This window comes from Dactylosporangium sp. McL0621 (assembly GCF_049995355.1).
GTDB lineage: Bacteria > Actinomycetota > Actinomycetes > Mycobacteriales > Micromonosporaceae > Dactylosporangium.
In genome coordinates, this window is the sequence record NZ_CP188259.1 from 1982056 (window position 1) to 2007105 (window position 25050).

A 25050-nucleotide genomic window follows, 5' to 3' on the forward strand; every position below is an offset into this window, starting at 1 on the left:
GGATGAGGCATCGATAAACGCTGGAGCACCCGGTTTTCGGCGGCCTAGCGTCCGCGGCATGGCGAAGCTCAATGTGCGAGCGCGCCGCACCTACGAGGGCGGCGCCGGATATGCCCGCGACCTCCGGTCGGAGCTGTTCCTGCTGGCCGTGACCAACATGGTCGGCGAGCGGACGTTCTACGAGGCGGCCGCGGAGCGCGACGAGCGCTACTCGCGCCTGGTGCGCGCGGCCGCGGTCGCCGACCCGGCGTGGACGGAGCGGTTCCTGATGTGGCTGCGCACGGGCGCGAACATGCGCACGGCGGCGATCGTCGGGGCGGCCGAGTTCGTGTACGGCCGGCTCGAGGCCGCGGCGGCCGGGGCCGAGAACCGCCGGTCCGTGGCCGCGGCGGCGGCCGAGAGCGGGGATCGCCGGTCCGTGGTCGAGGCGGCGGCCGAGGGGGGCGGGGATCGCCGGTCCGTGGTCGAGGCGGCGGCCGAGGGGGGCGGGGATCGCCGGTCCGTGGCCGGGGGCGGGAGCCGCCGGTCCGTGGCCGCGGCGGCGGGCGGGGGCGAGAACCGCCGCGTCGTCGCCGGCGTGCTGCAGCGGGCCGACGAGCCGGGGGAGCTGCTGGCGTACTGGATGTCGCGGTACGGCCGCGCCGTGCCCAAGCCCGTCAAGCGCGGCATCGCCGACGCCGTCCGGCGGCTCTACACCGAGCGGAACCTGCTCAAGTACGACACCGCGAGCCACGCCTTCCGCTTCGGCGACGTCATCGAGCTCACCCACCCGGCCCCGGCCGCGCCCTGGCAGGGCGACCTGTTCGCCCTCGCGCTCGGCCGCCGCCACGCCCGCGAGGACCTCACGGTGCCAGCGTCGCTGCCCGTCCTGGCCGCCAACGAGCGCCTGCGCGCGGACGCGGCCGCCGACCCGGGCGTGCTGCTGGACGCCGACCGGCTCCGGGCCGCGGGCATGACCTGGGAGGACGCGCTGTCGCTGAGCGGTGGCACGGGGCTGTCCAGGGCCGCGCTGTGGACCGCGCTGCTGCCGTCGATGGGGTACATGGCGCGGCTGCGCAACCTGCGCAACCTCGACCAGGCCGGCGTCGCCGACGACGTCGCGGCCGGGGTCGCGGCGCGCCTGGCCGACCCGGACGAGGTCGCGCGGTCGCGGCAGCTGCCGATGCGGTTCCTCTCGGCGTACCGGGCCGCGCCGTCGCTGCGCTGGTCGTGGGCGCTGGAGCGGGCGCTGACGCTGAGCCTGGCGAGCGTGCCCGCGCTGCCGGGCCGCACGCTGGTGCTCATCGACACGTCGGGCTCCATGCACGCCGGCTTCTCGCGCGACGGCACGCTGATGCGCTGGGACGCGGCGGTGGTCTTCGGCGTGGCGCTGGCCAGCCGGTGCGCGGCCGCGGACGTGGTGTCGTTCTCGACGGGCTCGACGGTGTTCGCGCTGCGCCGGGGCGAGTCGGTGCTCAAGGCGATCGAGCGGTTCCGCGCGGAGGGGCATTTCCACGGCGGCGGTACCAACACCGCGACCGCGGCGCGCAAGCACTTCAAGGGCCATGACCGGGTGGTCATCCTGACGGACGAGCAGGCCTCCTACGACGGGGCGGTGACGGATGCGGTACCCGCGAAGGTTCCGCTCCTCACCTGGAACCTGGCGGGCTACCGGCAGGGCCACACGCCCGCGGTCGCGAACCGCTGGACCTTCGGCGGGCTCACCGACGCGGGCTTCGGGATGATCCCGCTGCTGGAGGCCGGGCGCGACGGCACCTGGCCGTTCTGAGCCCGTAGACTCCCCCTGTCCGAAATCGGCAGGGGGAGTCTCAGTTGGCAACGCAGACGCTGCGGGAGCGGCTATCCGGCGGGGCGCCGCTGGTCGCGGTCAGCTTCGGCGACGACGACCCCGCGGGCGACGCCGCGCGCGCCCGCGAGCTCGGGGTCGACCTCGCCGAGCTGCGCATCGACTGGAACCGCAGCGTCGAGCCGGCCGACGTGCTGGCCGCGATCGCGCCCTTCCGGGCCGCGGGCCTGCGCATCCTGGCCACGATCCGCTCGAAGGCCGAGGGCGGCCGCTGGCCCGGCGACGAGACGGCGCGGAGGCGGCTGTTCGAGGCGATCCTGCCCGCGGTCGACGCGGTCGACGTCGAGCTGTCCTCGACCGAGATCCTGCCCGGCGTGGTGGCCGCGGCGCGGGCGGCGGACCGGCTGGTCGTCGTGTCGTACCACGACTTCGACAAGACCCCCGACGAGGACTTCCTGCGCGGCACCGTCGAGGCCGCCCGGGCCGCCGGCGCCGACCTGGTGAAGATCAGCACCATGGCGCACGGCCCCGAGGATTTGCGCCGCCTGGCCGCTCTCCTGCTGCGGTACGACTCTATGGTCGTGATCGGCATGGGCGCGGAGGGCGCCGCGACGCGCGTGTTCTTCCCCGTGCTGGGCTCGCGGATCACCTACGCGGCCGACGGTGAGCGCCCCTCCGCCCCCGGCCAGCTGCCGTTCTCGGAGACGGCCCGGCTGCTGGCGACGTTCTCGCCCGGCTACGCGACCGCGCGCGGGGCCGGCGCGTGACCGAGCCCGAGGCGCCCGAGCCAGGGGCGCACGAGCCCGGCGCGTCCGAGCGTGACGAGTCTGAGCGTGGGTTCGAGCCCGGGGCACCGAGGCCGGGCGCTTCCGAGCGTGGCGAGTCTGAGCGTGGCGCGTCCGAGCGTGGCGAGTCTGAGCGCGCGTCCGAGCGTGGCGCGGTCGAGTCCGGGGCGCCGAGGCCGGGCGCGTCCGAGCCCGGGGCGCCGAGGCCGGGCGCGTCCGAGCCCGACGGGTCTGAGCCGCGCGCGTTCGAGCCGCGCGCGTTCGAGCCGCGCGCGTCCGAGCCGCGCGCGTCCGAGCCGCGCGCGTCCGAGCGCGGGGCGTCCGAGCCGCGCGCGTTCGAGTCCGACGCGTCCGAGCCCGACTACGACGCGCCGCGGCGTGATCCGCTGCGCGCGCTGCGCAAGACGATCGCGCAGACCGTCGTCGTGTTCACCATCCCGTTCGTGTTCGCGATCGGGCGGGCCGTGTTCGGGCTCGGCAAGCTCAAGGTCGACCGCAGCCCCGCGGCCTGGACGGTGTGGGGGATCGGGGTCGCGCTGATGGTTGCGGCCTCGGTGCTGGCGGTGCAGGCGCTGCGCGGCAAGGCGCCCGCGGCGCTGGGGGAGCGCGCCGCGTGGCTGGCCGGCGGCGTGTGGGTGCTCGGCCTCGTTTTCGCCTTCGTGTACTCGCAGATGGTGCCCGTCCCGACCCGCTGACCGAGGGGCGGGCAGCGGGAATGGCGGGCGGGCCCTATCTTCTGTGTCGTGCGGCAGCGCGCCGATCGCGATACGGAGGAGTCATGACCCAGCCCCCGACCACGCCGGGACCCGACGAGCCGGCGGGATACCCGTTGCGCCCGTCCACGCCGGGCGGGCCCGCGGACGATCAGCCTCCACCGCTGTACACCCCGCCGCCGGCCCAGCCGCCGTACGAGGCCCAGCCGTCGTTCGGAGCGCAGCCGCCCTACGGAGCGCAGCCGCCGGCCGGGGATCAGTCGCACTACGGAGCGCAGCCGTCCTACGGAGCGCAGTCGCCGGCCGGGGATCAGTCGCCGTACGGAGCGCAGCCGCCGGTCGGAGGGCAGCCGCCGTACGGGTCCGAGCCGCCGTACGGATCGCAGCCGGCGCTCGGCGGCCAGCCGCCGTTCGGAGCCCAGCCGCCCTACGGAGCGCAGCCCCCGGCCGGAGGGCAGCCGCCCGCGGTGCCGCAGTACGGGGTGGACCCCACGTACGACCCGTCGCAGGCGTACGTGGTCTACCAGGCGGCGCCCACGTTCGGCTACGGCGTGCCGGCCGCCGGGCAGCAGGCCGGCTTCGACCCGATGATCAGCCCGGACTACGGCGGCTGGTGGCAGCGCAGCCTCACGATCTTCAAGGGCGCCTGGAAGCAGCTGGCGGTCCTGCAGTTCATCGGGTTCGTCCTCACGCTCGCCGTGGTGATTCCCGAGGCGATCTGGTCGATCAAGGCCACCGCCGACGTGATCGACTCCGCCGACGCGAACGGCAACGCCTCGCTGACGCCCCTGATCGCCCCGTTCGCGCTGCTCTTCCTCGGCGCGGTCGTGGCCGGGATGGTCGGCTCGCTGATCACGGTGGCCGGCAACCAGATCGCGGTGACGGTCGCCGCCGGGCTGCCGCCGCGGCTCGGGCCCGCCCTCGCCGTGGCCGTTCGCCGGTTCCTGCCGCTGTGGGGCTGGCAGATCCTGTCCGCGCTCATGATGGGCGTCGGGCTGTGCCTGTGCGTGCTGCCGGGCATCTACCTGTACGCGGTGTTCCTCATCCTGCCGGCCGTGGTGACCTTCGAGCGCGGCTCGGGCGCGATCTCCCGCTGCTTCCAGCTGTTCCACCGCGACTTCGGCAGCGCCATCGCCCGGATCGCGAGCATCGTGGGCCTAACGGTGCTGGCCGGGATCGTGTCGTACTTCGTCGGCCGCATCATCGAGCTGGCCATGGGCGGTGTCCAGCAGATCACGGTGGGTGACGGCACCGTCAGCAGCACGGCGCTGACGTCGACGGTGATCGTCACGATCGCGGTGAGCCGGATCGTCACCACGCTGCTGGAGACGGGCATGAAGATGCTCACCGACGTGCTCACCGTGACCGCGTACGCCGACATGCGCGCCCGCAACGAGCCGCTCACGACCGCGCAGCTCGCGTCCGAGGCCGGCATCGAGATGGCGCCCGCGTCCGAGTGGGTCGCGCCGCCCCCGGCGGCCGCCTGAGCCTCCGGGGGCCGGGAGCGCTTTTCCGGTACAGCCGAAATAGCCCTAATTGTCGGTTAATACTGCATGCATGGGAGTGAGCCGGAGGGGCCTGTTCGCCGCCGGGCTCGCGGCGCTGGCCCTGCCCGGGTGCGGCGGCGGCGGAGCGACGCAGGCGGCCCCGGACCGCAAGGTCGAGGTCTTCTCGTGGTGGGCCGGCCCGGGCGAGAAGGAGGGGCTGGAGGCGCTGGTCGCCGACTTCGCCCGGCACAACCCCGGCGTCGCCTTCGACAACGCGGCCGTGGCGGGCGGCGCCGGCACCATCGCGCGCACGGTGCTCGCCACCCGGCTGCAGAACGACGACCCGCCCGACTCGTACCAGGCCCACGCCGGGCGGGAGCTCACCGCCGACATCACCAGCGGCTACGTCGAGGACCTCCAGGAGCAGGGCTGGCTGGACAAGCTGCCCGAGGGCCTGGTCCAGGCGATCACGGTGAACGGGACGATCTACTGCGTCCCGGTCAACATCCACCGGTCCAACCTGCTCTGGTACAACCCGAAGACCCTGGCCGGGCTGGGCCTCACGCCCCCGTCGACCTGGGCCGACTTCCTGACCCAGGCCGACGCGATCGCGGCGCGCGGGCTCACGCCGCTGTCGATCGGGCCGGCCTGGACGCTGAAGCACCTGCTGGAGAACGTCCTGCTGGGCCAGCTCGGCGCGCAGACCTACGCGGAGCTGTGGACCGGCGGCACCGACTGGGAGGGCGCCGCGGTGCTGGCGGCGCTGCGGCTGTTCACCGACGGGAGGGCGCCGCGGTGCTGGCGGCGCTGCGGCTGTTCACCGACGGGAGGGCGCCGCGGTGCTGGCGGCGCTGCGGCTGTTCACCGACGGGAGGGCGCCGCGGTGCTGGCGGCGCTGCGGCTGTTCACCGACGGGAGGGCGCCGCGGTGCTGGCGGCGCTGCGGCTGTTCACCGACGTGATGGCGCCGCGGTGCTGGCGGCGCTGCGGCTGTTCACCGACGTGATGGCGCCGCGGTGCTGGCGGCGCTGCGGCTGTTCACCGACGTGATGGCGCCGCGGTGCTGGCGGCGCTGCGGCTGTTCACCGACGTGATGGCCCGCACCGACCTGGCCGCGGCCAACGGGGACTGGCAGCCCGCGCTGGACAAGGTGGTGGCCGGGGGCGCGGCGTACAACCTCATGGGCGACTGGGCGGACGCCTATCTGCGCACCAAGGGCCTGGTGTTCACCGACGGCTACGGGGTCGTGGCGAGCCCGGGCACGGACCGCGTGTACAACTTCCTCTCCGACTCCTTCACGCTGCCGAAGGGTGCGCCCCACCCCGGCGCGGCCCGCAAGTGGCTGGTCGAGTGCGGTTCGGTCGACGGTCAGGACGCGTTCAACCCCCAGAAGGGTTCGGTACCCGCGCGCACGGACGCCGACCGGTCGAAGTACACGGGCTACCTGGCGGCCGCGGTCGTCGAATGGGCCGACGCCGGCACCCGGGTGGTCGGCTCCCTCACCCACGGGGTGGTCGCGAACACCGAGTGGAACGCCGCGATCGACACCACGCTGGCCGCGTTCGTGCTGGACAAGGACGCCGGCAAGTTCGCCCGCGCGGTCGCGGCCGGGCACAACTGAGCCGGATGTGTGGAACCTGTCAAGATTCGATCGGCCAAGGTGCGCGGCTGCGCGGCCCCACTAGACTCGGCGGTCATGAGCACAGAAGAGAACGAGGCCCCGTCCCTGCTGAGCTCGGTCCGGGCCCCGGGTGATCTTCGTAGCCTGACCGCCGAGCAGCTCGATGTGCTCGCCGCGGAGATCCGCGACTTCCTCATCGCGAAGGTCTCGCGCACCGGCGGTCATTTGGGCCCGAACCTCGGCGTCGTGGAGCTGACGCTGGCCCTGCACCGCGTCTTCGACTCGCCGAAGGACCGCATCCTGTTCGATACGGGCCACCAGGCGTACGTGCACAAGATCGTCACCGGCCGCCAGGACGGCTTCGACCTCCTGCGCCGCCGCGGCGGGCTCACGGGCTACCCGAGCCAGGCCGAGAGCGAGCACGACATCATCGAGAACTCGCACGCCTCGACCGCGCTGTCCTACGCCGACGGGCTCTCCAAGGCCTTCGCGCTGCGGGGCGAGCCGCGGCACGTGGTCGCCGTCGTCGGCGACGGCGCGCTCACCGGCGGCATGTGCTGGGAGGCGCTGAACAACATCGCGTCCGCCCGGAACCCGCTCGTGATCGTCGTGAACGACAACGGCCGCTCGTACTCGCCGACGATCGGCGGGCTCGCCGACCACCTCTCGAACCTGCGGCTCAACCCCGGGTACGAGAAGGTGCTCGACCTCGTCAAGGACTCCCTCGGCCGCACCCCGCTCGTCGGGCCGCCGCTGTTCGAGGTGCTGCACGCGGTCAAGAAGGGCATCAAGGACGCCGTCGCGCCGCAGGCCATGTTCGAGGACCTCGGGATCAAGTACGTCGGCCCGGTCGACGGCCACGACCTCGAGGCCGTCGAGAAGGCGCTGCGCAAGGCCAAGAACTTCGGCGGCCCGGTCATCGTGCACGCCGTGACCCGCAAGGGCTTCGGGTACCGCCCGGCGATGGAGGACGAGGCCGACTGCCTGCACGGCCCGAGCAGCGCCTTCGACATCGAGACCGGCAAGCTGCTCGCCCCGGCCTCGCTCAAGTGGACCGGCGTCTTCGCCGACGAGCTGGTCGCGATCGCCGACGAGCGCGCGGACGTGGTCGGCATCACCGCCGCCATGGCCGAGCCGACCGGGATCGCCAAGCTGATGCGGAAGTACCCGGAGCGCGCCTACGACGTGGGCATCGCCGAGCAGCACGCGGCGACCTCGGCGGCCGGCCTGGCGATCGGCGGGCTGCACCCGGTCGTCGCCGTCTACGCCACGTTCCTCAACCGCGCCTTCGACCAGGTACTCCTGGACGTGGCCATGCACCGCCTGCCGGTCACGTTCGTGCTCGACCGCGCCGGCATCACCGGCCCCGACGGGCCGTCGCACTACGGCATCTGGGACATGTCGGTCTTCGGCGTGGTACCGGGCCTGCGCCTGGCCGCCCCGCGCGACGCCCAGACGGTCCGCGAGGAGCTGCGCGAGGCGGTCGGCATCGACGACGGCCCGACGGTGCTGCGCTTCCCGACCGGCTCCGTCCCGGCCGACCTTCCGGCCCTGCGCCGCGTGGGCGGCGTGGACGGCTTCGGCGGCGTGGACGTGCTGGCCGAGCACGAGCGCAAGGACGTGCTCCTCGTCAGCGTCGGCGCCTTCGCCCACATGTCCGTGGACGTGGCCGCGCGCCTGGCCGAGCAGGGCTACGGGGTGACCGTGGTCGACCCGCGCTGGGTCCGCCCCGTGCCGGTCGAGCTCGTGGGCCTCGCCCGCGAGCACCGCCTCGTGGTGACCCTGGAGGACGGCGTGCGCACCGGCGGCGTGGGTGACGCCGTGGCCAAGACCCTGCGCGACGCCGACGTGTGGGTGCCGCTGCGGGACCTGGGCGTGCCGCAGGGCTGGCACCCGCACGGCTCGCGCAACGAGATCCTGGCCGACCTGGGCCTGACCGCCCAGGACGTGGCGCGTCAGGTCACCGAGTGGGTGAGCCGCATGGACGAGCCGTCGCCGCTGCCGGGCGCCCCGTCGTCGCCCCCTTCGCGTGCGCGGGCCCCCCGCCGCTGATCGCGTTCCGTTCCCGGTCGCGGGCCACTCGGCCCGCGACCGGTTTCTTTTGGTGATGCATCCACGCAACCAAGCGCGGGGCCGTGGGACTCTCTTCTGGCGAGGAGAGGGGGCCCGTGCCCGACGCGATGATCGAGCTCGACGTCAGCGCTCCCTGGGAACCGCCTGAGCGGCCCGGGGCGGCCGTCGCGCGGCGGCGGCGTTCCCGGTGGCGGGGGCTGGCCGGCGCGGCCGTGCTCGGGCTCGTCGCGGTGCTGCCCGGCGGGGCGGATCTGCGGCCGGGGCTCGACCCGCTGTACTCGGCCGACTTCCAGGTGCTGGCGCTCGACGCGGCCGGCGGGCGGATCATCGTGCACCGGTACCAGTCGGTGGGCGCCGACCCGGTGACCGAGGCGCTCGACGCGCGGACCGGGGCGTTGCTGTGGCGGCGGCCGGGGGAGGCCGACGAGTCGTACGCGGCGTTCACCGACCGGGCCGCGTTCGTGCAGGTCGAGCGGACCGATGCCGACGGGGCGTACACCGGGCACGTGTCCGCCTACGACGCGGGCACCGGCCGGGACCTGTGGCGGCGGGACATGGTGCGGTTCACCGGGCTGGCCGGCGGGCTCCTCGTGGTGCAGGAGCAGGCCTGGCCGGACGAGGACGACGGCTTCGACGCCTCGTACGGCAGTCCCGACGACTCGTCCGTCGCGCTGCCGCGCCTGCCCCACCACGAGCGGTACCTGGGGCTCGACCAGCTCACCGGCGCGCTGCGCTGGACGGCCGAGCTGGCGCCGGGGACCGAGTCCGGGTTCGACACGAACGGGTACCCGGGGCTCGACGGGCTGCGCGAGCTCGACCGCGACGGGACGCTGCGCATCCGGGACCTGCGCACGGGGGAGGTCACCGGGCGGTACCACCTGGACTTCTCCGGCGCCGTCTCGCGGCATCAGGCCGGCCTGCCCGGCCAGGAGGTGGTGCTGGCCGCCGGGCGCAACGGGTCCGACGTGTACGACCTGGCCTCGGGGCGGCGGCTCTGGCGCTGGTCGGGGGAGGCGCCGGCGTGGAACGGGCCGGTGCCCTGCCTGCGCGTGCACTACTGCGTCTTCGGCGACAGCGGGACCGACGTGCTCGACGCGGCCACCGGTGCGGTGCTGTGGCGGGCGCGCGGCTACACGGCACTGCTGAGCGACACCGGCGACCGGCTGCTGATGTACCGCCAGATCAGCGACGAGTACCACCCGGACCAGGTGACGGCGTTCGCGGTCGACGGGGACGGCGCGGTGGCGTGGGACCGGCGGGGCTGGTACGTCGCCAACGGGTACTTCGTCGCCGGCCGGTCGCCCGGGTTCTTCCTGTGGCGGCCGATCAGCAACACCGACGCGATAATCGGCCGGCTCGACCCCGAGGACGGGTCGGTGCGGGTCATCGGCCGCGCCCCCGACTTCTACGGCTCGCCGCAGTGCACGGCCACCGCCGACCGGGTCGCGTGCCTGGCGATCGGGGTGCTGTACGTCTGGCGGCTGCGGTGAGCGTCATCGAGCTCGGCGACGCCGTGCCCTGGTCGCCGCCGGAGCCGCCGCCGCGCCGGAGCCTGCGCCCGGTCGCGGTGCTCGCCGTGGCCCTGCTCGCCGCGACGCTGCTCGCGGGGGCCGGGCCGACCTGGGGCGAGCCGCTGTTCAGCATCGGCGACGGGGTGCTCGACGCGCGGCTCGTCGGCGGGACGCTGCTGGTCACGCGGTACGAGCCCGACGGGCCCGGCCGGTTCGAGGCGCACACCCCCACGGGGCGGCTGCTGTGGACGCGTCCGCGCGCCGGGGACAGCGAGTACCCGCAGCTCGTCACGGCCGGGGTGGCCGTGCTGACCTCGTTGTACGGCCAGGCGGCGGCCCGCGACGCGACCGCCACGGCGCTCGACGCGCGCACGGGCGCGCAGCTGTGGCTCCGGCCCGGGGCCGTGGTCGTCGGCGCCGCCGGTCCCCGCCTGGTGCTGCAGGACGTCGCCGGGCAGCGCGAGCCGTACTCGCGCGAGGCCGGCCGGGAGACGCGGCTGCTCGGCGTCGACGCGCGCACCGGGGCCACCGTCTGGCAGCAGACGGTGCCGGCCACGTCGCTCGTCGACTACGAGTACTCGGAGGAGTCGGAAGGCCTCGTCGCCGTCGACGAGCTCACCGCCGGCTCGGTCCTCCAGCGCCGCGACCCGGCCACCGGGGCGGTCACCGACCGGCGCGAGTTCGCGACGTCCGGCACCGCGGTGACCGGGTTCGCGGTCCGCGACGGCCGAATCCAGGTGAGCCGGGTCGGCGCGCCCGGCATCGAGGTGTACGACCTGGCCACCGGCGAGCTGCTCTGGCGCTACGAGAAGCAGTCCTACGGGCTGCTCCCGTGCGGATCCGGGCGCTGGTGCACCGTGGGCGGCGACGGGATCCACGCCGTCGACGCGGGCACCGGGCGGGCGGCGTGGGGCATCGAGCAGTACAACGACGTCTTCGGGCGCAGCGGGGACCTGCTGATGGCCGGTGGGCTCGGCACCTCGGCATCGGTGTCGCACGAGGCCGTGGTGTTCACGATCGACACCCGCACCGGCGCGATCGCGCACCGGCTCGACGGCTGGATCGGCACGTACTCCAGCCACGGCGGCCGCCTGGTCGTCGCGCACACCGACGCCGGGCAGTGGTTCGGGGTCGTCGGGCTCTACGACCCGCACACGGGCGGCGTGCGGGTCCTCGGCCGGGCCCGGCTCGGACCCACACCGGTCTGCGTCGCGGGCGCCGAAGTGTTGTACTGCACCGGAAACGGGCTCAGCGTCTGGAGGCTGCCGTGACGGCGACGATCGACCTCGGTGATCTCGGAGGCGGGGAGTCGTGGGCGCCGCCGGAGACCCCGCGCCCCCGCCGGCGCCTGTCCGGGCCGGCGCGCTGGGTGGCCGCGGTGGCCGTCGCCGTGCTGGCCGCCGGGCTGCCGGTCACCAGCGCGGCCGCCGCCGGGCCGGTGCTGCACCTCGCTGGCGGGGCACTCACCACCGCCCTCGGCGGCGGGCGCATCTACGCCACCCGGTTCGGGGGTGAGGGGCCGCACCGGCTCGAGGCGTACGGCGAGGACGGCGCCCGGCTGTGGGACACCGACCTGAGCGACTCGCAGGTGTTCATGTTCGCCGACGACGACGCCGCGCTGCTCAGCGTGCGGCTGCCCGACAACCCCGCACTGGAGACCGTCACCGCCCTCGACCCGCGCACCGGGGCCCAGCTGTGGCAGCGCGGCGGCGTGTCGGTCGTGGGCCGGCTCCCCGGCCGGGTCATGCTCGTGGACACCAGCCGGCGGGTGACGCTGCCGGCCGGCGCGGACCCGCAGGCGGAGCCTCGGGAGGCGAACCAGCTGGTGACCGTGGACGCGCGCACCGGCGCGCCGGTCTGGAGCCTCGCCGTGCCCGTCAACGCCATGGTCGCCTTCGGCCGGGGCGGGAACACGCTGTTCGACCTGGCCTCCTTCAGCGTCTGCGACCCGGACGGCACCCTGCGCGAGTACGACCTGGCCACCGGCGCCGTCGCCCGCACCGACCGGCTCGAGCCCGGGCCGGCGGAGTCGGGCTCCCTCCGGACCGGCGAGGACGGCGCCGCCGGGCCGCCCGGCGCGCGGGCGGGGCAGGTCAGGATCTCGACCGACCGCGGCGACGACGTCTACGACCGGGCGAGCGGGCAGATGCTGTGGCACGCCGCCCCGGGCCCGCCCGTGCTCGGCACGTTCGTCAATGTGGGCAACACCGGTCAGGCCGCGATCGGCCAGTGGCCGCTCTCCGGCTGCGCGCCGGGCCTGTGGTGCCGCCTCGACGGCGCGGGGCTGGTCGCCTACGAGGCGCGCACCGGGCGGCAGGCGTGGCGCGTCGACGGCTTCACCACGGTCCTCGGCGCGGGCGCGGAGACGGTCGCCCTGGGCGCGCTCGGCGACAACGGGCAGTCCCTCGCGGCCGGAGTGATCGTCGACGCGCGCACCGGAGCGATCAGGAGCCGCATCGACGGGTGGCATCCGGTCGTGGCCGAGGGCCACCGGATCGTCGTGTGGCGGCGCCCGGACGGGCAGCGCGTCACCACGCTCGGGCTGCTCGACCCCGGCACCGGCCGGATCACGGTCTTCGGCACCGGCGACTCGTGGGGCGGAATGCCCTCGTGCTCGGTCGACGCGCGGGTCGTGGCCTGCGGCGTGGCCGGAGAGTTGACTGTCTGGCCGCTGCCGGCGGCCGCCCGGCGTTAGCACAATGGAGGCGTGCCACCGAGCACGCTGCCGATCGCCGATGGCCCGGCCGTGATCGACCTCGGGGACGCCGGGACCGTATGGGACGCCGACGCCGACGGAGGGCCCGTCGGGCTGCCCCGCGGCTGGGGGCTGGCGCTCGCGCTCGGGCTGGTGCTGTCGCTCGTGTCGGCGGTACCGCTGCCGGAAGGGGTCGCCGAGGTGACCCGCCGGCCCCTGGGCAACGGCGCCTTCCAGCTCGCCGGGAACCTCCTGCTGGTCCTCGACAGCGACCGGGCTCCGACCCCCGTCGCGGCGTTCGACACCGGCGACGGGCAGGACCGCTGGACCTACACGCCGGACGGCGTGGCCACCCTCTCCTACGCCGCGTCCGCGCCCGGCGCCGGCGACGTCTTGGTGCTCTGGCCCGACCTGTGCCGCTCCGGCACCACCGGCACGACGTTCGCCGTCGACCGGCGCACCGGGCAGGAGGTCTGGCGGGCGTCGGGCGTGCCGGTGCGTACCGCGGCCGCCGTCCCCGGCACCGTCGTCATGCGCAGCCTGTGGTCGGACGGGTGCGGCGCCCTGGCCGCGGGGGCGCCCACCGGCGGCGGGCTGCGCTGGCAGGCCCTCGGCGCGGGCGGCGCGCCCCGCTGGGAGCTGCCCGTCGAGGCCGGCACCCGCGTCGCCCTCGACGCCGCCGAGGGCGGGGCGGCCTGGGCGGCGCTCGCCGACAAGCAGGGCGCGATAAGCGTCGCCGACTTCGTCACCGGCCGGCGCTCGGCGGCCGGGGCGCTCACCGCGGCCCCCGGCGACCTCGTCGCGGCCGCGGGCGACCTGCTCGTCATCGCCGACTTCGACGCCGACCCGGCGCGCGGGGGCACGGTGCTGACCGCGTACCGCCGCGACGCCTGGTCGGCCCCGGCCTGGCGGGTCACCGTGCCGACCGGGCCCGCGTCCGGGCGCACCGACCGCTTCGCCGTCCGTCCGTGCGGGCCGGTGCTGTGCGTTGCCGGGCAGCGCACGTTCGTGCTCGACCCGGCCAGCGGGGCGACGCGGTGGACCCCGAACGTGCGCGCCGACCTGGCCGCGGCGCCCGGCGGCGGGCTGGCCGTGGCCGGGGCGCGGACGCTGACGCTGCTCGACCCCGAGACCGGCGTGGCCGCCCCCGCGCGGCCCGGATGGGAGCGGCTCGGCGCGGACGCCGACCGGCTGCTGCTCGGCACCGCCGCGGGCGAGGAGGGGACCCTGCTCGGGCTGCGGGCCGGCGACGGGGTGACGCTCCTCGGTACCGTCGACGCCCGTCTCACCGCGTGCGAGCTGGAGGGCCCCCGCCTCGCCTGCGCGACCGACACCGGGGAGGTCGTGCTGCTCCGATTGGCGACCAAGGAGTGAGGCGGGGACGCTGGTAACGTGGGTGAACTGATCGATCTGGGTGAATCGCACGGCACCGTCGACGGCGAGGCGCTGCTGGAGTGGCCGCCCCCGCGCGGCACCGGGCGCCGGTCGTGGCCGATCGCGCTCGTGCTGAGCCTGGTGGTGCTCTTCGCCACCGCCTCGCGGCCCGGGAGCGCCATCGAGGAGGCCGGCACGCTCGCCGAGCACGCCTCCGCCCTGGTCGCCGACCGCGGCGCCGTCTACGCCATGCGCGACGAGCCCGCGCTCACCGCCTACGACTGGGACACCGGCAAGGTGCAGTGGACCCGCTCCCTGTCCGGGCCCGGCGGCGGCCAGGCGTACCTGACCGCCGACCGCGCGTACGTCCGGCACCGCCCCTGCACCGCGACCGTCGGCTGGAGCCTGGAGCGGCTCGACCCGGCCACCGGGCGGCAGCAGTGGTCGCGGGCCGGCGCCCCGATCGCGGTCGTCGCCGCGCCGCGCGGGGCCGCGCCCGGGCTGCTCACCGTCGACGACCGGGCCGCCGTCTGCCCGCCGGTCGTACCGGGGCGCAACGCCACCCCGAACCCCGTGCACCTCGCCGTCCTCGACGCCGAGTCCGGCGAGATCCGGTGGGCCTTCGACCTGTCCGGCGGCGCCCGCATCGTCGCGCCGGACGTTCCCGGCAGCGACTGGTTCGCGGTGTGGTACCAGGGCGGGCGGGCCGAGATCCGCAGCGCCGTCACCGGGGCCGTGAACGTCGCGGCCGACGTGCCGGAGCTCGCCGACACGCCGCCGACCAGCGTCCGGATCGTCGGCGGGCTGCTCATGATCGTGGCGGTCCGCTCGGACGGGGCGCTCATCACGGCGTACCGCAAGGACACCCTGAGCTACCGGTGGCACATCCTGTTCTCCTCGGCCGAGCAGGCGCCGATCGCCGAGATCGCCTACGGCCCCGTGGTCGTCGCCTGCGGCCCGATGATCTGCGTGCCCAACTGGCGCGACCTCGCCGTGCTCGACCCGGACAGCGGCGCGGAGGCCTGGCGGCGGCCGGTGCAGCTCGACGCGGCCGGCCCCGGCGTGCTCGTCGCCCGCGACCGCGACGACTTCACCCGCGTGCGGATCGTCGACTGGTCCACCGGCCGCGACCGCGCCGACCTCGCGGGCTGGGCCGTGGTGCCGACCGCCAGCGACGGCACGGACGACGACGACATCGGCTTCGCCCCGGCCGGCTCCGTGCTCGTCCAGCGCCCCGAGGGCGACGGCTCCCGGCTGGCCCGCATCGACCTGCGTACCGGCGTCATCTCCCCGCTGGGCAACGTGAGCCCGATCCCGTCGCGCTGCTCGGTGCGCCACCACCGGCTCGCCTGCCTCGCCGGCGGGGACTCGGTGCGCCTGTGGCGGTTGCCCGGGTAGATACATTGTCAGCCGGGGCTTTCACGGGGACTTCACGCCCCGTGAACCACACTGGCCCGGATCGGCTGGGGGTGAAGGGCGTGCGCGTGCTGGTGATCGAGGACGAGACGAATCTCGCCGACGCGATCGTCCGGGGGCTTCGGCGCCAGGGCATGGCCGTCGACGTCGCCTACCACGGGACCACCGGCCACGAGATGGCGATGGTCACCCGCTACGACGTCGTGGTGCTCGACCGCGACCTGCCCGGCGTGCACGGCGACGACATCTGCGCCGACCTCGTCGCCTCCGGCGCGCTGACCCGGGTGCTGATGCTGACCGCCAGCGGCAGCGTCGCCGACCGGGTCGAGGGCCTGCAGATCGGCGCCGACGACTACTTACCCAAGCCCTTCGCCTTCGACGAGCTCGTCGCCCGGGTGCAGGCCCTGGGCCGGCGGGCCACCCCGGCCGCCCCGCCCGTGCTCACCATCGGCGACCTCGTGCTCGACCAGGCCAAGCGGGTCGCGACCCGGGCCGGGCACCCGCTGGACCTGACCCGCAAGGAGTTCGGGCTGCTCGAGGAGCTGCTCAAGGCCCGCGGGGCGGTGGTCTCCAGCGAGGAGCTGCTGGAGCGGGTCTGGGACGCCAACGCCGACCCGTTCACCACCACGGTGCGGGTCACGATGATGACGCTGCGCAAGAAGCTCGGCGAGCCGGCGCTCATCGAGACCGTGGTCGGCGCCGGGTACCGGACACGGCCCCCGCAATGACCATCTACGACGCCCGGCGCGCCGCCGCCTTCCGCCCGACCCTGCGCCTGCGGCTCACGCTGCTCAACGGCATCCTGCTCGTCGGCGCCGGCCTGGTGCTGGTCGTGCTCGCGTACCTGCTGGTCGACGGCGCGCTCAAGCCGGCCGACCAGCTGCAGCCCGGCACCCGGGTGGTGCTCGCCGACGGCCGCGAGCTCGACGCCCAGACCTGGCAGACCGACCTCGTCGACTCCGCCGAGTGGGAGCTGCTCACCCGGGGCAGCCTCGCGTTGCTGCTCATCGGGGCCGTCGGGGTCGCCGGCGCCTACGTGGTGGCCGGGCGCTCGCTGCGGCCGCTGCAGCGGGTCACCACCACGGCCCAGCGGCTGTCCGGCGAGTCGCTCGACGCGCGGATCAACTACGACGGGGCCGACGACGAGGTCGCCGAGCTCGCCAAGACCTTCGACGCGATGCTCGACCGCATCACCGCCGCGTTCGAGACCCAGAAACGCTTCGTCGCCAACGCCTCCCACGAGCTGCGCACCCCGCTGGCCGTGATGCGCACCGAGGTCGACGTGACGCTCGACGACCCCGAGGCCGACGTGGGGGAGTACCGGCGCATGGCCACCGTCGTGCGGGACGCCTCGATGCGGGCCAACGCGCTTGTCGAGTCGCTGCTGCTGCTCGCCCGCACCGAGGCCCAGGCCGGGCGGCGGCTCGGGCGCAAGGTGAGCACCGACCTGGCCACCGGGGTCACCGTCGCGCTGTCGGCGATGGGCAAGGAGGTCAAGCGGCTCAACCTCGACGTCAGCACCGACCTGAAGCCGGCCAACGTGGTCGGCGACCCGGGGCTGCTGGAGCGGCTGGCGGGCAATCTCATCGAGAACGCGGTGCGGTACAACCATCTGGCCGGACGGATCTGGGTGCGCACCGCCACCGACGAGACCCTGGCCTGGCTCGTGGTCGGCAACACCGGCTTCGAGGTCGAGCCGGCCGATCTGCCCGCGCTGTTCGAGCCGTTCCGCCGGGGCGGCCGGGAGCGCACCGGGGCCCGCGGCACCGGGCTCGGGCTGTCGATCGTGCGGGCCGTCTGCGAGGCCCACGGCGGTGGCGTGTCCGCGGCCGCCCTCGACGGCGGCGGCCTCGAGGTGACCGTCTCGCTGCCCGCGGCCGCGGTCACGCCGGTGCTGAGCGGGACCGCGCCGGTGCGCACCGCGGCCTGAGCCCGTCGTGTGACGACGCGCACAGTTCCTCAGACACGCCGCGCGCCGGGCTGAGCGCGTGCCTGCGCCCGATCGACGTGCTCGCCCGGGTCGGCGGCGACGAGTTCGTACTGCTCCTGCCGGGCGTGGGTACCGAGGACGAGACGCGCACGGTGATCGCGCGGCTGCGTGCAGCGGCGTACGCGCCGTTCGAGATCGGCGGGCAGGAGGTGCGCATCGGGGCGAGCATCGGGGTGCACCTGGCCGGGCCGGGCGAGCAGCCGGATGCGGTGCTGCGGACGGCGGACGAGGCCATGTACGTGGTCAAGAACCGGCCCGACCGCCCCGGGCGGCATCGCGCCTGACCTGGCGGCTATTCGTGAGCGGCTATTTGTGAGCCGCTATTTGTGGACGGCTATTTGTAGGCGGCGGCGGCCGGGGGGTGGGTGCCGAGCGGGACCAGCGCCGTCGCCGGGGCGCGAACGGTAAGCGTGGCGCGGACGGCGCCGTGCTGGACGAGCTCGATCCGCAGTGCCGTGACGCGTGTGGGTGTCACCTGATTGCCTCCGGTTCCGGACCCGCCGCCGTCCACTTGTCTACTCGCTCCCGTCCCGCGTGCGCACCGTAGTTGCCGAAGTCGTCCGCACCCGTGCGGTTCCATTACCCGGCGTAGAGTGATCCGCCGTCCACGCAGCGTGCAACGCGCTCCTGAGTGCGCATGTTGCTATGGTCTATCTCACAGAGCGTCACGAAGTTGCCGGAACGTCAAGTAACCGACGGTCACGAACGCAAGGGGGTATGGGCGGTTTTTGCCCCTACGGCGAAAATCCGTTTTGCGGCTTCCGCCGGTGCCCGCGCTCCTCCTAGGTTCTCGGGACATGGCCGTCAGCGACGACGTCGCGCCCGACGAGTGGGAGTGCCGCGTCTTCCTCGCCGTCGCCGAACACCGGCAGCACACGAGAGCCGCGGAGGCGCTGTCGCCGACGCGCCCGTCCCACCTGCGCGATCGCCCCTACGCGCGGCAGCTGGTGGGCAAGACCATCGCCCGGATCGAGCGCTGGTGCGGGGAGCCGCTCTTCGAGGGCAACCGCGGGCAGCTGCGCCTGACCGAGCGGGGCCGGGACTTCGAGCGCGCAGCCCGCAGCGTCGTCGGGGAGTACGAGCTGATGCGCCGCCCCGACCCCGGCGACGGGCTGCCGCGGCTGGCCTGCCTGCCCCACCACGCGGCGTTCGTCGCGCCCGCGCAGGCCCGGATGGTCGAGCGGTTCGGGCGGGTGCGGGTCGCGGTGGAGTACCTCGAACCCCACCGGCACGCGAGCGTCGAACTGCACCGCCACGCGCTGCTGATCGGGGCCGTCCCGCCCCCGGGCGGCCGCTCGGTGCGCCTCTACACCGCGCGCCTGGAGGCCATGGTCCCCGCGGCGCACTTCCCGGGCGTGCGGTTGTCGCTGCCCGAGCTGCTGCGACGGTACCGTCCGATCCCGCACCTCACCGGCGTCCCCGAGGACCGCCGCTCGGCCTGGGGCCTGGACCGGCACCCGGGCGCGGGCGCCGGACGGCCGACGGGGGACACCGCGGCCACCGTGCTGCGCCTGCGCCACGAGACGGCCGCGCGCTGGGACGGCCGGGTGCTCGTCGCGCCGTCGGACGTGGCGCTGCCGTTCAAGGCGGGGATGGAGTTCGGCGGGCGGTACGCGGACCGGTTCAAGTGGGTGCCGATCGTCGGCGACGCCCCGCTGACCTTCGAGGTGCACCTGACGGTGCGCCCGGGCGGCCCGGACGAGGCGGTCGAGGCCGTGGCCGCCGCGCTGCAGACGGCGGCGCGGTCGCTGCCGCATCTGGGCGGGGGCTGACCGCTTCCGCGCCCGCGCGTTCGCTGCCGCGGCTGGGCTTCCGCGCGCGCGTTCGCTGCCGCGGCTGGGCTTCCGCGCCCGCGCGTTCGCTGCCGCACCTGGGCGGCGGCTGGCCGCTCCCCGCGTCCGGGCGCTCGCTGCCGCGCCTCGCCGGGGGCTAGTCGGCCGCGCGGCCTCGCACCAGGGGCAGGAACACCTCGTCCACGATCTCCACCAGCACCTCGTCGGGCACCGACGGGATGCCCCGCATCGCGTACTCCGCGCGCAGCAGCATCATCGGCGTCGTCGCCACCCGGGGGTGCACGGCCGCCGCCGGTGCCTCGCCCCGGGCCGCGGCGCGCTGCAGCATCCCGAGCCAGGCGCGGTCCATCGTGTCCGCGCCCGAGCGCTCCCGCATGAGCGTCAGCAGGTCCGGGTCGTCGGCCGCGGCCGCGAGCAGGCCGCGCAGGATCGCCCCGTACGGCGACGACCACGTCTCGTTCGCCCGCCGCAGCATCTCCAGCGCGTCGCCCCGCAGGGTGCCCGTGTCCGGCTTCGGCATCACGTCGTCGGACAGCTGCCGGTACGCCGCGATGCCCAGCGCCGCCCGATGCGGCCACCGGCGGTAGATGGCGTTCTTGTTCGTCCCGGCCCGGGCCGCGACCCGGTCCATGGTCATCCCGGCGTACCCGGACTCGCGGAGCTCCTCCGCGGCCGCGCGCAGGATCGCCCGCTCCAGCTCCTCGCCCCGGCGCCTCGTACTCATGCCTTGCAGGGTACTGGACGTACCCTATAGGGTACGCGAAGTACCTTACGAGGGAGGGAAATCCCATGCGCGTCTTCGGCATGAACTACGACACCGGCTTCGTCAGCGCCGGCTCCACCACGCACGAGCCGTTCGACCCCGAGACCGTGCGCCGGGACCTGCGGGTCATCCGCGACGAGCTGCACTGCGACGCGGTACGCATCACCGGGGGCGTCCAGGACCGGCTGGAGCTGACCGCGCGGTACGCCGCCGAGGCCGGCCTCGAGGTCTGGTACTGCCCGTTCACCAACGACCTCGACCGCGACGAACTCATGGCGTTCGTGCTCGACGGCGCCGAGCGGGCCGAACGGCTGCGCCTTTCCGGAGCCAGCGTGGTGTACCTCACCGGCTCCGAGCTTTCCATGCTCACCAACGGTTTTCTGCCCGGCCGCGACCTGGTCGAGCGCATGGCGCTGCTGACCGACCCGGCGCGCGTGCGGGAGGCCCTGCCGGCCGCGCGCGCCGCGGTGCAGGCGTTCCTGGCCGAAGCCCTTCCGGCGGTGCGGGAGCGCTTCGGCGGCCCGGTCGGCTACGCGTCGCTCCCGCTGGAGGCCGTGGACTGGGCGCCGTTCGACATCATCGCGAGCGACGCCGGGTACCGCGACGCGACAAACGCCGCGGCGTTCCCGCAGACCCTGGCCGCCGCGGTGAGCCAGGGCAAGCCCTACGCCGCGACCGAGTTCGGCTGCTGCACCTACCGCGGCGCGCCCGACGTGGCGGGCGGGTCCGAGCCGGTGACGTACGACGAAAAGGGCCGCGCCTCGAAGCTGGGCCCGGGCCTGGAGCGAGACGAGGAGGGCCAGGCCCGGTACGTGGTAGACCTGCTGCGCGACTACGAGTCCGGCGGCGCGGAGGCGGCCTTCGTGTACACCTTCGCGAACCGCCACCTGCCGACCACCGACGACCCGGACCACGACTTCGACCTGGCCGCGCGCGGAATCGTGCGGGTGCTGCCCGACGGCTCGTGGACGCCGAAGGCCGCCTTCCACGCCCTGGCCGCGTACGGCCGCGAGCGTGCTCAGAGGCGAGCGAGCTAGCCGGCCTCGGCGGCACGGGTGCGGCGCTCGACCGCGACGTGCGGCGCCCGGCGGCGCACCGGCTCGGCTGCGGCGCACCGGCGCGGCGCGCGGCCGCGAGGTGCGGCGTTCGGGCGCGGCGTGCGGCGCGCGGCCGCGAGGTGCGGCGCTCGGCCGCGACGTGCGGCTCGGCTGCGGCGCACCGGCGCGGCGCGCGGCCGCGAGGTGCGGCGTTCGGGCGCGGCGTGCGGCGCGCGGCCGCGAGGTGCGGCGCTCGGCCGCGACGTGCGGCTCGGCTGCGGCGCACCGGCGCGACGTGCAGCGCGCGGCCGCGACGTGCGGGCGCGACGTGCGGCGCTCGGGCGCGACGCGGCGTCTCATGTTCACGAGGTCGTGGCGCGCTCGGCCCCGACGTGCGGTGCGCGGGCGCGGGCGCGGCGTCTGCGTTCGCGAGGTTGCGGCGCGCGGGCGCGTGAGGCTCAATGGCTCGGCGTGGGTTGCGGCGTGTGGCGCGCGGGCGCGGCGTCTCGCGTTCGCGGGGTTGTGGCGCGCGGGCGCGGTTCAGCCTCTCGCGAAGTAGTCGCGCGCGGCCGCGACGCCTCCCTCGGCGCCCAGTGCCACCATGAGCGCGGCCAGGGCCTTTCCGGCGGTCAGCCCCGGCGCGAGGATGGCGCCGACCGAGGCCGCGAGGCCGTCGGGCGGGCGCGGGGGCGCAGTCGCGTGCGCGCGGGACGTGATGACGACCGGGATGTCCCACGCCACCAGGTCGGTGATCGCGGCCAGGAGGGAGACCGGGACGTTGAGCGCGCCCGTGCCCTCCAGCACGATGCCCCGCGCCCCGGCGTCGGTGGCCGCGGTGAGCAGCGTGGGCTCGATCCCCGGGTATACCCTGATCAATGCCACATTCGTCTCCGGCTCGCCCGGTGGGGACGGCGGGCGCAGGGGCGGCGTTCCGGTCAGGGTGATGCGACCGCCGGTGACGTGGCCGAGCGGGGCGTACGGGGCGGAGGTGAACGCGCCCGGGCCCGACGTGGCGGCCTGGCGGACCCAGCGCGCCGCGTGCAGTTCGCCACCGAGGCAGGCGACCGCGCCGAGGCCGGTCAGCGCCGGGTCGGCCGCCGCGGTCAGGGCCGCGGCCAGGTTGCCGGGGCCGTCGCTGTCCGGATCGTCGAGGGGGAGCAGGGCGGCGGTGTAGACGATCGCGCCCAGGGCCGCGGCCGCGCCGGCGACGAGGTCGGTGAGGTAGGCGGCCTCCTCGATGGTGTCCGCGCCGTGCGTGACGACGACGCCGTGGAAGCCCTCCTCGCCCAGTGCCGCGCGGACGCGGCGCGCGGTCGCGGCCATCGTCGCGGGGGAGGCGTCCCAGCCGGGCTCGGCCAGGACGTCCTCGACGACCACATCGACCCCGCCGGCCGAATCGTCCTCCGGGTACGCGTCAGTCCCGCGGGCGGCGTCGGTCCCGGAGGTCGAGTCAAGTCCGTGGGTCGTGTCTCCGCGGGCGGAGCCGGTCTCAGAAATCGCGTCGAGTCCGTGGGGTGCGTCGCCGCGGGCCGAGTCGGTCTCAGAAATCGCGTCGAGTCCGTGGGGTGCGTCGCCGCGGGCCGAGTCGGTCCCAGAAATCGCGTCGAGTCCGTGGGTCGTGTCGCCGCGGGCGGAGTCGGTCTCAGAAATCGCGTCGAGTCCATGAGGCGCGTCGGGCCTGGGGCTGGCCTCGACCTCGCGGGCCGCGTCGGTGTCGGTGGCTCTCGCGGCGGCCAGGAGTTCGGCACCCGTGGCCACCGAGCCGGTGCGGTACGCGATGGTGTCCTTCGTCGCCAGTAGCAGGACCCGGCGGCTCACTGGAGGCGGGCCTCCAGCCGCTCGATGCGCTCCAGCAGCGGGGCCAGGGCGGAGTCCAGCGACGGGGCCTGGGCCTGCAGGTGCACGTAGCCGGCCAGGGCGGCCGTCACCGCGCGGCGGGTCAGGCGCAGCTCGGCGCCCAGTGAGCGCAGCACCTGCCCGGCCGCCCCGTCGGGCTCGGAGATCAGGCCCAGCAGGAGATGTTCGCAGCCGACGTAGTTGTGTCCGAGCGCGGTCGCCTCGGTCACCGCCAGCTCCAGGGCCGCCGCGGCCGGGGTGCTGAAGCGGAGGGCGCCCGCGGTCGGGGCGGCGGAGGTCGGCGCCTCCACTGTGGACTGGGCGGCCAGGGCGGCCGTGACCCGGGGCGGCTCGACGTCGATCGCGCGCAGGACGTGCAGGGCCAGGTTGCCGCCCTCCGCCAGGATTCCGGCCAGCAGGTGCGCCGTCCCGACCGCCGGAGCGGCCTCGGCGGTCGCGCGCTCGGAAGCCAGGCGCAGCACGGTGCGGGCCCGTGCGGTGAAGTGCGGCAGCCGCGCGGCCAGGGCGGCGTCGTCGAGGTCGCCCAGGACCGTCTCGCGGATCGCGGTCACCCGGCGGACGGCCTGCTCCAGGGCGCGTTGGCAGATGGCCGAGACGGGTACGCCGGCGGCCTTGACCGCCTCCGCGAGCTCATCGGGCAGGTAGACGTTGATTTTCGGCACGCCTCAGGTATACCCCCATCGGGGTTATACGTCGAGTCGGTCACGTCCGCGTCGGGCGGCTCACGGAGAGCGCCGTCGCGCGGCGGCGGCTCGTGGACGGTGAGTGTTCGCCGACGTGGGCGTCCGGTCGGCGCGATGGAACCGTGCCGCTGTTCGTGCGGGGTACGAGCCGGCGTAGATCTTGAGGGGGTGTGGGTGGAGCGTAGCTCCCCCACCCGCGAGCGCCAGCGAGCAGTAAGTAAAGCCTTAGCCGATTGCTGCGCCATGGGTGCGCATGAACGGTAGTGGGTCGATTGCGTTGCCCGGTGACGTGGGCGGCGTGTTCACGTGGACCTCGAAGTGCAGGTGCGGGGCCGACGAGTTGCCCGAGCTGCCGACGTAGCCGATCACCTGGCCGGCCGCGACCTTCTGGCCCGGCTTCACCACGCCCCGGTGCACCATGTGGCAGTAGAGGGTCGAGACGCCGCCGGCGTGGAGGATCTTCACGTACCAGCCGCAGCCGCCGATCGCGGCGCTTCCCGTCTGGTCGCAGCTGTGCCCCGCCTCGATGTTGCACACGACCTCGACCACGGTGCCGGCCGAGGCGGCGTGGATCGGGGTGCCGACGAACGACATGATGTCGACGCCCACGTGGTTGGGGTTGGTCGGGGTGCGGAAGCCGGGGCGGGCCGAGAAGCCGGGCAGCGGGCTCACCCAGCGGCCGGCCTCGGGCACGCCCTGGGTCTGGGCCGCGGCTGCGGGGGCCGGGGCGGCGGCGGATGGGGCGGCCGCGGGCGCGGTGCACGACGGCGGGGTGGCGGCGCGGTTGACGTAGGCGTCGGAGACGTACGCGCCGGAGTCGAGGCGGTCCCACATGGCCGTGGCCCGCATGGTGCCGGTGATCGGCTCGCCCGGGGTCTGGCAGGCGATGTTCAGCGCGGTGCCGTTGGGCAGGCCGCTGTAGAGGACGGCACTGCGGGCCGGGCCGCCGCGGGTCTTCAGGGCGATCGTGCCCGAGGCCACGGTGCCCGCCGTCGTCGGGGCGCTCGCGGCCGCCGCCGGGGCCGCGGTCTGCTGCAGCGGGGAGCACGGCGGCGGGGCGGCGGGCGGGCGGCTGACCCACGCGTCGCTGATGAACGAGCCGTCGGTGAGGCGGTCCCACTGGTCGGTGACGCGTACCGGGCCCTGGTCTATGAGCTGGCCCTTGACCTGGCACTCGATCGCCACCTCGGCGCCGTCGGGCAGCGTGCGCAGCGAGCGGGTCCAGACCGCCGCGCCCGCGCGGACGTTCAGCGGGCGTTTGGGCGAGACGACCGTCGCGGTGCTCGCGGCCTGGGCGGCTGATGGGGGTACCACCGCAAAAGCCAGGACGCCGGCCACGACGAAGATCGTTTTGCGCATGGTGCTCCCCCGGGACGAGATGGTTCCGTACTCGGCCGGGGGGACCGCGAACCCCGCCAACGCTAGGCGCCGGCGGGGTCCGGGATGGAATATCAGGTGATATTCACT

Annotated in this window: 22 protein-coding genes; 17 read left to right on the forward strand and 5 right to left on the reverse strand. The window is 75.1% G+C overall.

The window, feature by feature from the left end:
* Positions 1–58 precede the first annotated feature (58 nt).
* The 15 genes from ACPPVO_RS09160 to ACPPVO_RS09230 all read left to right on the forward strand — a co-directional run bounded on the left by ACPPVO_RS09160 (position 59) and on the right by ACPPVO_RS09230 (position 17734).
* Positions 59–1768: a TROVE domain-containing protein gene (locus tag ACPPVO_RS09160; protein ID WP_426510786.1), complete on the forward strand. Its 1710-nt coding sequence runs from the start codon at positions 59–61 to the stop codon at positions 1766–1768.
* A gap of 44 nt (positions 1769–1812) precedes the next feature.
* A complete protein-coding gene (locus tag ACPPVO_RS09165; protein WP_426510787.1) occupies positions 1813–2553 on the forward strand; it encodes a type I 3-dehydroquinate dehydratase in 741 nt (246 codons plus the stop codon).
* Positions 2550–3266 carry a hypothetical protein gene (locus ACPPVO_RS09170; RefSeq protein WP_426510788.1) on the forward strand — a complete coding sequence of 239 codons (717 nt, stop codon included), beginning with the start codon at positions 2550–2552 and terminating at the stop codon, positions 3264–3266. The genes ACPPVO_RS09165 and ACPPVO_RS09170 overlap by 4 nt, the downstream gene beginning before the upstream one ends.
* Positions 3267–3349: 83 nt before the next feature.
* Positions 3350–4771 carry a hypothetical protein gene (locus tag ACPPVO_RS09175; RefSeq protein WP_426510789.1) on the forward strand — a complete coding sequence of 474 codons (1422 nt, stop codon included), beginning with the start codon at positions 3350–3352 and terminating at the stop codon, positions 4769–4771.
* Positions 4772–4841: 70 nt separating this feature from the next.
* Complete coding sequence (locus ACPPVO_RS09180; protein WP_426510790.1) at positions 4842–5732, forward strand: ABC transporter substrate-binding protein; 891 nt, start codon at positions 4842–4844, stop codon at positions 5730–5732.
* A 98-nt stretch (positions 5733–5830) separates the two neighbouring features.
* Complete coding sequence (locus tag ACPPVO_RS09185) at positions 5831–6391, forward strand: hypothetical protein (protein ID WP_426510791.1); 561 nt, start codon at positions 5831–5833, stop codon at positions 6389–6391.
* Positions 6392–6466: 75 nt separating this feature from the next.
* Complete coding sequence (gene dxs / locus ACPPVO_RS09190; RefSeq protein ID WP_426510792.1) at positions 6467–8443, forward strand: 1-deoxy-D-xylulose-5-phosphate synthase; 1977 nt, start codon at positions 6467–6469, stop codon at positions 8441–8443.
* 116 nt (positions 8444–8559) lie between these two features.
* Positions 8560–9954, forward strand: a complete 1395-nt coding sequence (locus tag ACPPVO_RS09195) for a PQQ-binding-like beta-propeller repeat protein (RefSeq protein ID WP_426510793.1) — start codon at positions 8560–8562, stop codon at positions 9952–9954.
* Positions 9951–11246: a PQQ-binding-like beta-propeller repeat protein gene (locus ACPPVO_RS09200; protein ID WP_426510794.1), complete on the forward strand. Its 1296-nt coding sequence runs from the start codon at positions 9951–9953 to the stop codon at positions 11244–11246. The genes ACPPVO_RS09195 and ACPPVO_RS09200 overlap by 4 nt, the downstream gene beginning before the upstream one ends.
* Positions 11243–12670 carry a PQQ-binding-like beta-propeller repeat protein gene (locus ACPPVO_RS09205; protein ID WP_426510795.1) on the forward strand — a complete coding sequence of 476 codons (1428 nt, stop codon included), beginning with the start codon at positions 11243–11245 and terminating at the stop codon, positions 12668–12670. Before ACPPVO_RS09200 ends, ACPPVO_RS09205 begins: the two co-directional genes overlap by 4 nt.
* Positions 12671–12682: 12 nt before the next feature.
* Positions 12683–14044, forward strand: a complete 1362-nt coding sequence (locus ACPPVO_RS09210) for a hypothetical protein (RefSeq protein WP_426510796.1) — start codon at positions 12683–12685, stop codon at positions 14042–14044.
* Positions 14045–14062: 18 nt separating this feature from the next.
* On the forward strand, positions 14063–15442 hold the full coding sequence (locus ACPPVO_RS09215) for a PQQ-binding-like beta-propeller repeat protein (RefSeq protein ID WP_426510797.1): 1380 nt from the start codon (positions 14063–14065) through the stop codon (positions 15440–15442).
* An 80-nt stretch (positions 15443–15522) separates the two neighbouring features.
* The gene (locus tag ACPPVO_RS09220) at positions 15523–16188 is read left to right on the forward strand and encodes a response regulator transcription factor (RefSeq protein WP_360387718.1); all 666 of its coding nucleotides are present in this window, start codon (positions 15523–15525) and stop codon (positions 16186–16188) included.
* Positions 16185–17390: a sensor histidine kinase gene (locus ACPPVO_RS09225; RefSeq protein ID WP_426510798.1), complete on the forward strand. Its 1206-nt coding sequence runs from the start codon at positions 16185–16187 to the stop codon at positions 17388–17390. Before ACPPVO_RS09220 ends, ACPPVO_RS09225 begins: the two co-directional genes overlap by 4 nt.
* 77 nt (positions 17391–17467) lie before the next feature.
* Positions 17468–17734 (forward strand): diguanylate cyclase domain-containing protein, encoded by a 267-nt coding sequence (locus ACPPVO_RS09230; RefSeq protein WP_426510799.1) that lies wholly within the window; start codon positions 17468–17470, stop codon positions 17732–17734.
* Positions 17735–17784: 50 nt separating this feature from the next.
* Here the strand turns inward: ACPPVO_RS09230 and ACPPVO_RS09235 are convergent, their stop codons facing one another.
* Positions 17785–17925 carry a hypothetical protein gene (locus ACPPVO_RS09235; protein WP_426510800.1) on the reverse strand — a complete coding sequence of 47 codons (141 nt, stop codon included), beginning with the start codon at positions 17923–17925 and terminating at the stop codon, positions 17785–17787.
* A 322-nt stretch (positions 17926–18247) separates the two neighbouring features.
* On the opposite strand from ACPPVO_RS09235, the gene ACPPVO_RS09240 reads away from it, so the two are divergent.
* On the forward strand, positions 18248–19222 hold the full coding sequence (locus ACPPVO_RS09240; RefSeq protein WP_426510801.1) for a hypothetical protein: 975 nt from the start codon (positions 18248–18250) through the stop codon (positions 19220–19222).
* Between the two features lie 157 nt (positions 19223–19379).
* Here ACPPVO_RS09240 and ACPPVO_RS09245 read toward each other — a convergent pair whose 3' ends face one another.
* Positions 19380–19967 (reverse strand): TetR/AcrR family transcriptional regulator, encoded by a 588-nt coding sequence (locus ACPPVO_RS09245; RefSeq protein ID WP_426510802.1) that lies wholly within the window; start codon positions 19965–19967, stop codon positions 19380–19382.
* A 65-nt stretch (positions 19968–20032) separates the two neighbouring features.
* On the opposite strand from ACPPVO_RS09245, the gene ACPPVO_RS09250 reads away from it, so the two are divergent.
* Entirely contained in the window at positions 20033–21043 is a 1011-nt protein-coding gene (locus ACPPVO_RS09250; protein WP_426510803.1) for a hypothetical protein, read from the forward strand.
* 540 nt (positions 21044–21583) lie between these two features.
* Here ACPPVO_RS09250 and ACPPVO_RS09255 read toward each other — a convergent pair.
* The 3 genes from ACPPVO_RS09255 to ACPPVO_RS09265 all read right to left on the reverse strand — a co-directional run bounded on the left by ACPPVO_RS09255 (position 21584) and on the right by ACPPVO_RS09265 (position 24942).
* A complete protein-coding gene (locus ACPPVO_RS09255; protein ID WP_426510804.1) occupies positions 21584–22861 on the reverse strand; it encodes an asparaginase in 1278 nt (425 codons plus the stop codon).
* Positions 22858–23562 (reverse strand): Clp protease N-terminal domain-containing protein, encoded by a 705-nt coding sequence (locus ACPPVO_RS09260; protein ID WP_426510805.1) that lies wholly within the window; start codon positions 23560–23562, stop codon positions 22858–22860. The genes ACPPVO_RS09255 and ACPPVO_RS09260 overlap by 4 nt, the downstream gene beginning before the upstream one ends.
* 246 nt (positions 23563–23808) lie before the next feature.
* Complete coding sequence (locus ACPPVO_RS09265; protein ID WP_426510806.1) at positions 23809–24942, reverse strand: peptidoglycan DD-metalloendopeptidase family protein; 1134 nt, start codon at positions 24940–24942, stop codon at positions 23809–23811.
* Positions 24943–25050: the final 108 nt, after the last annotated feature.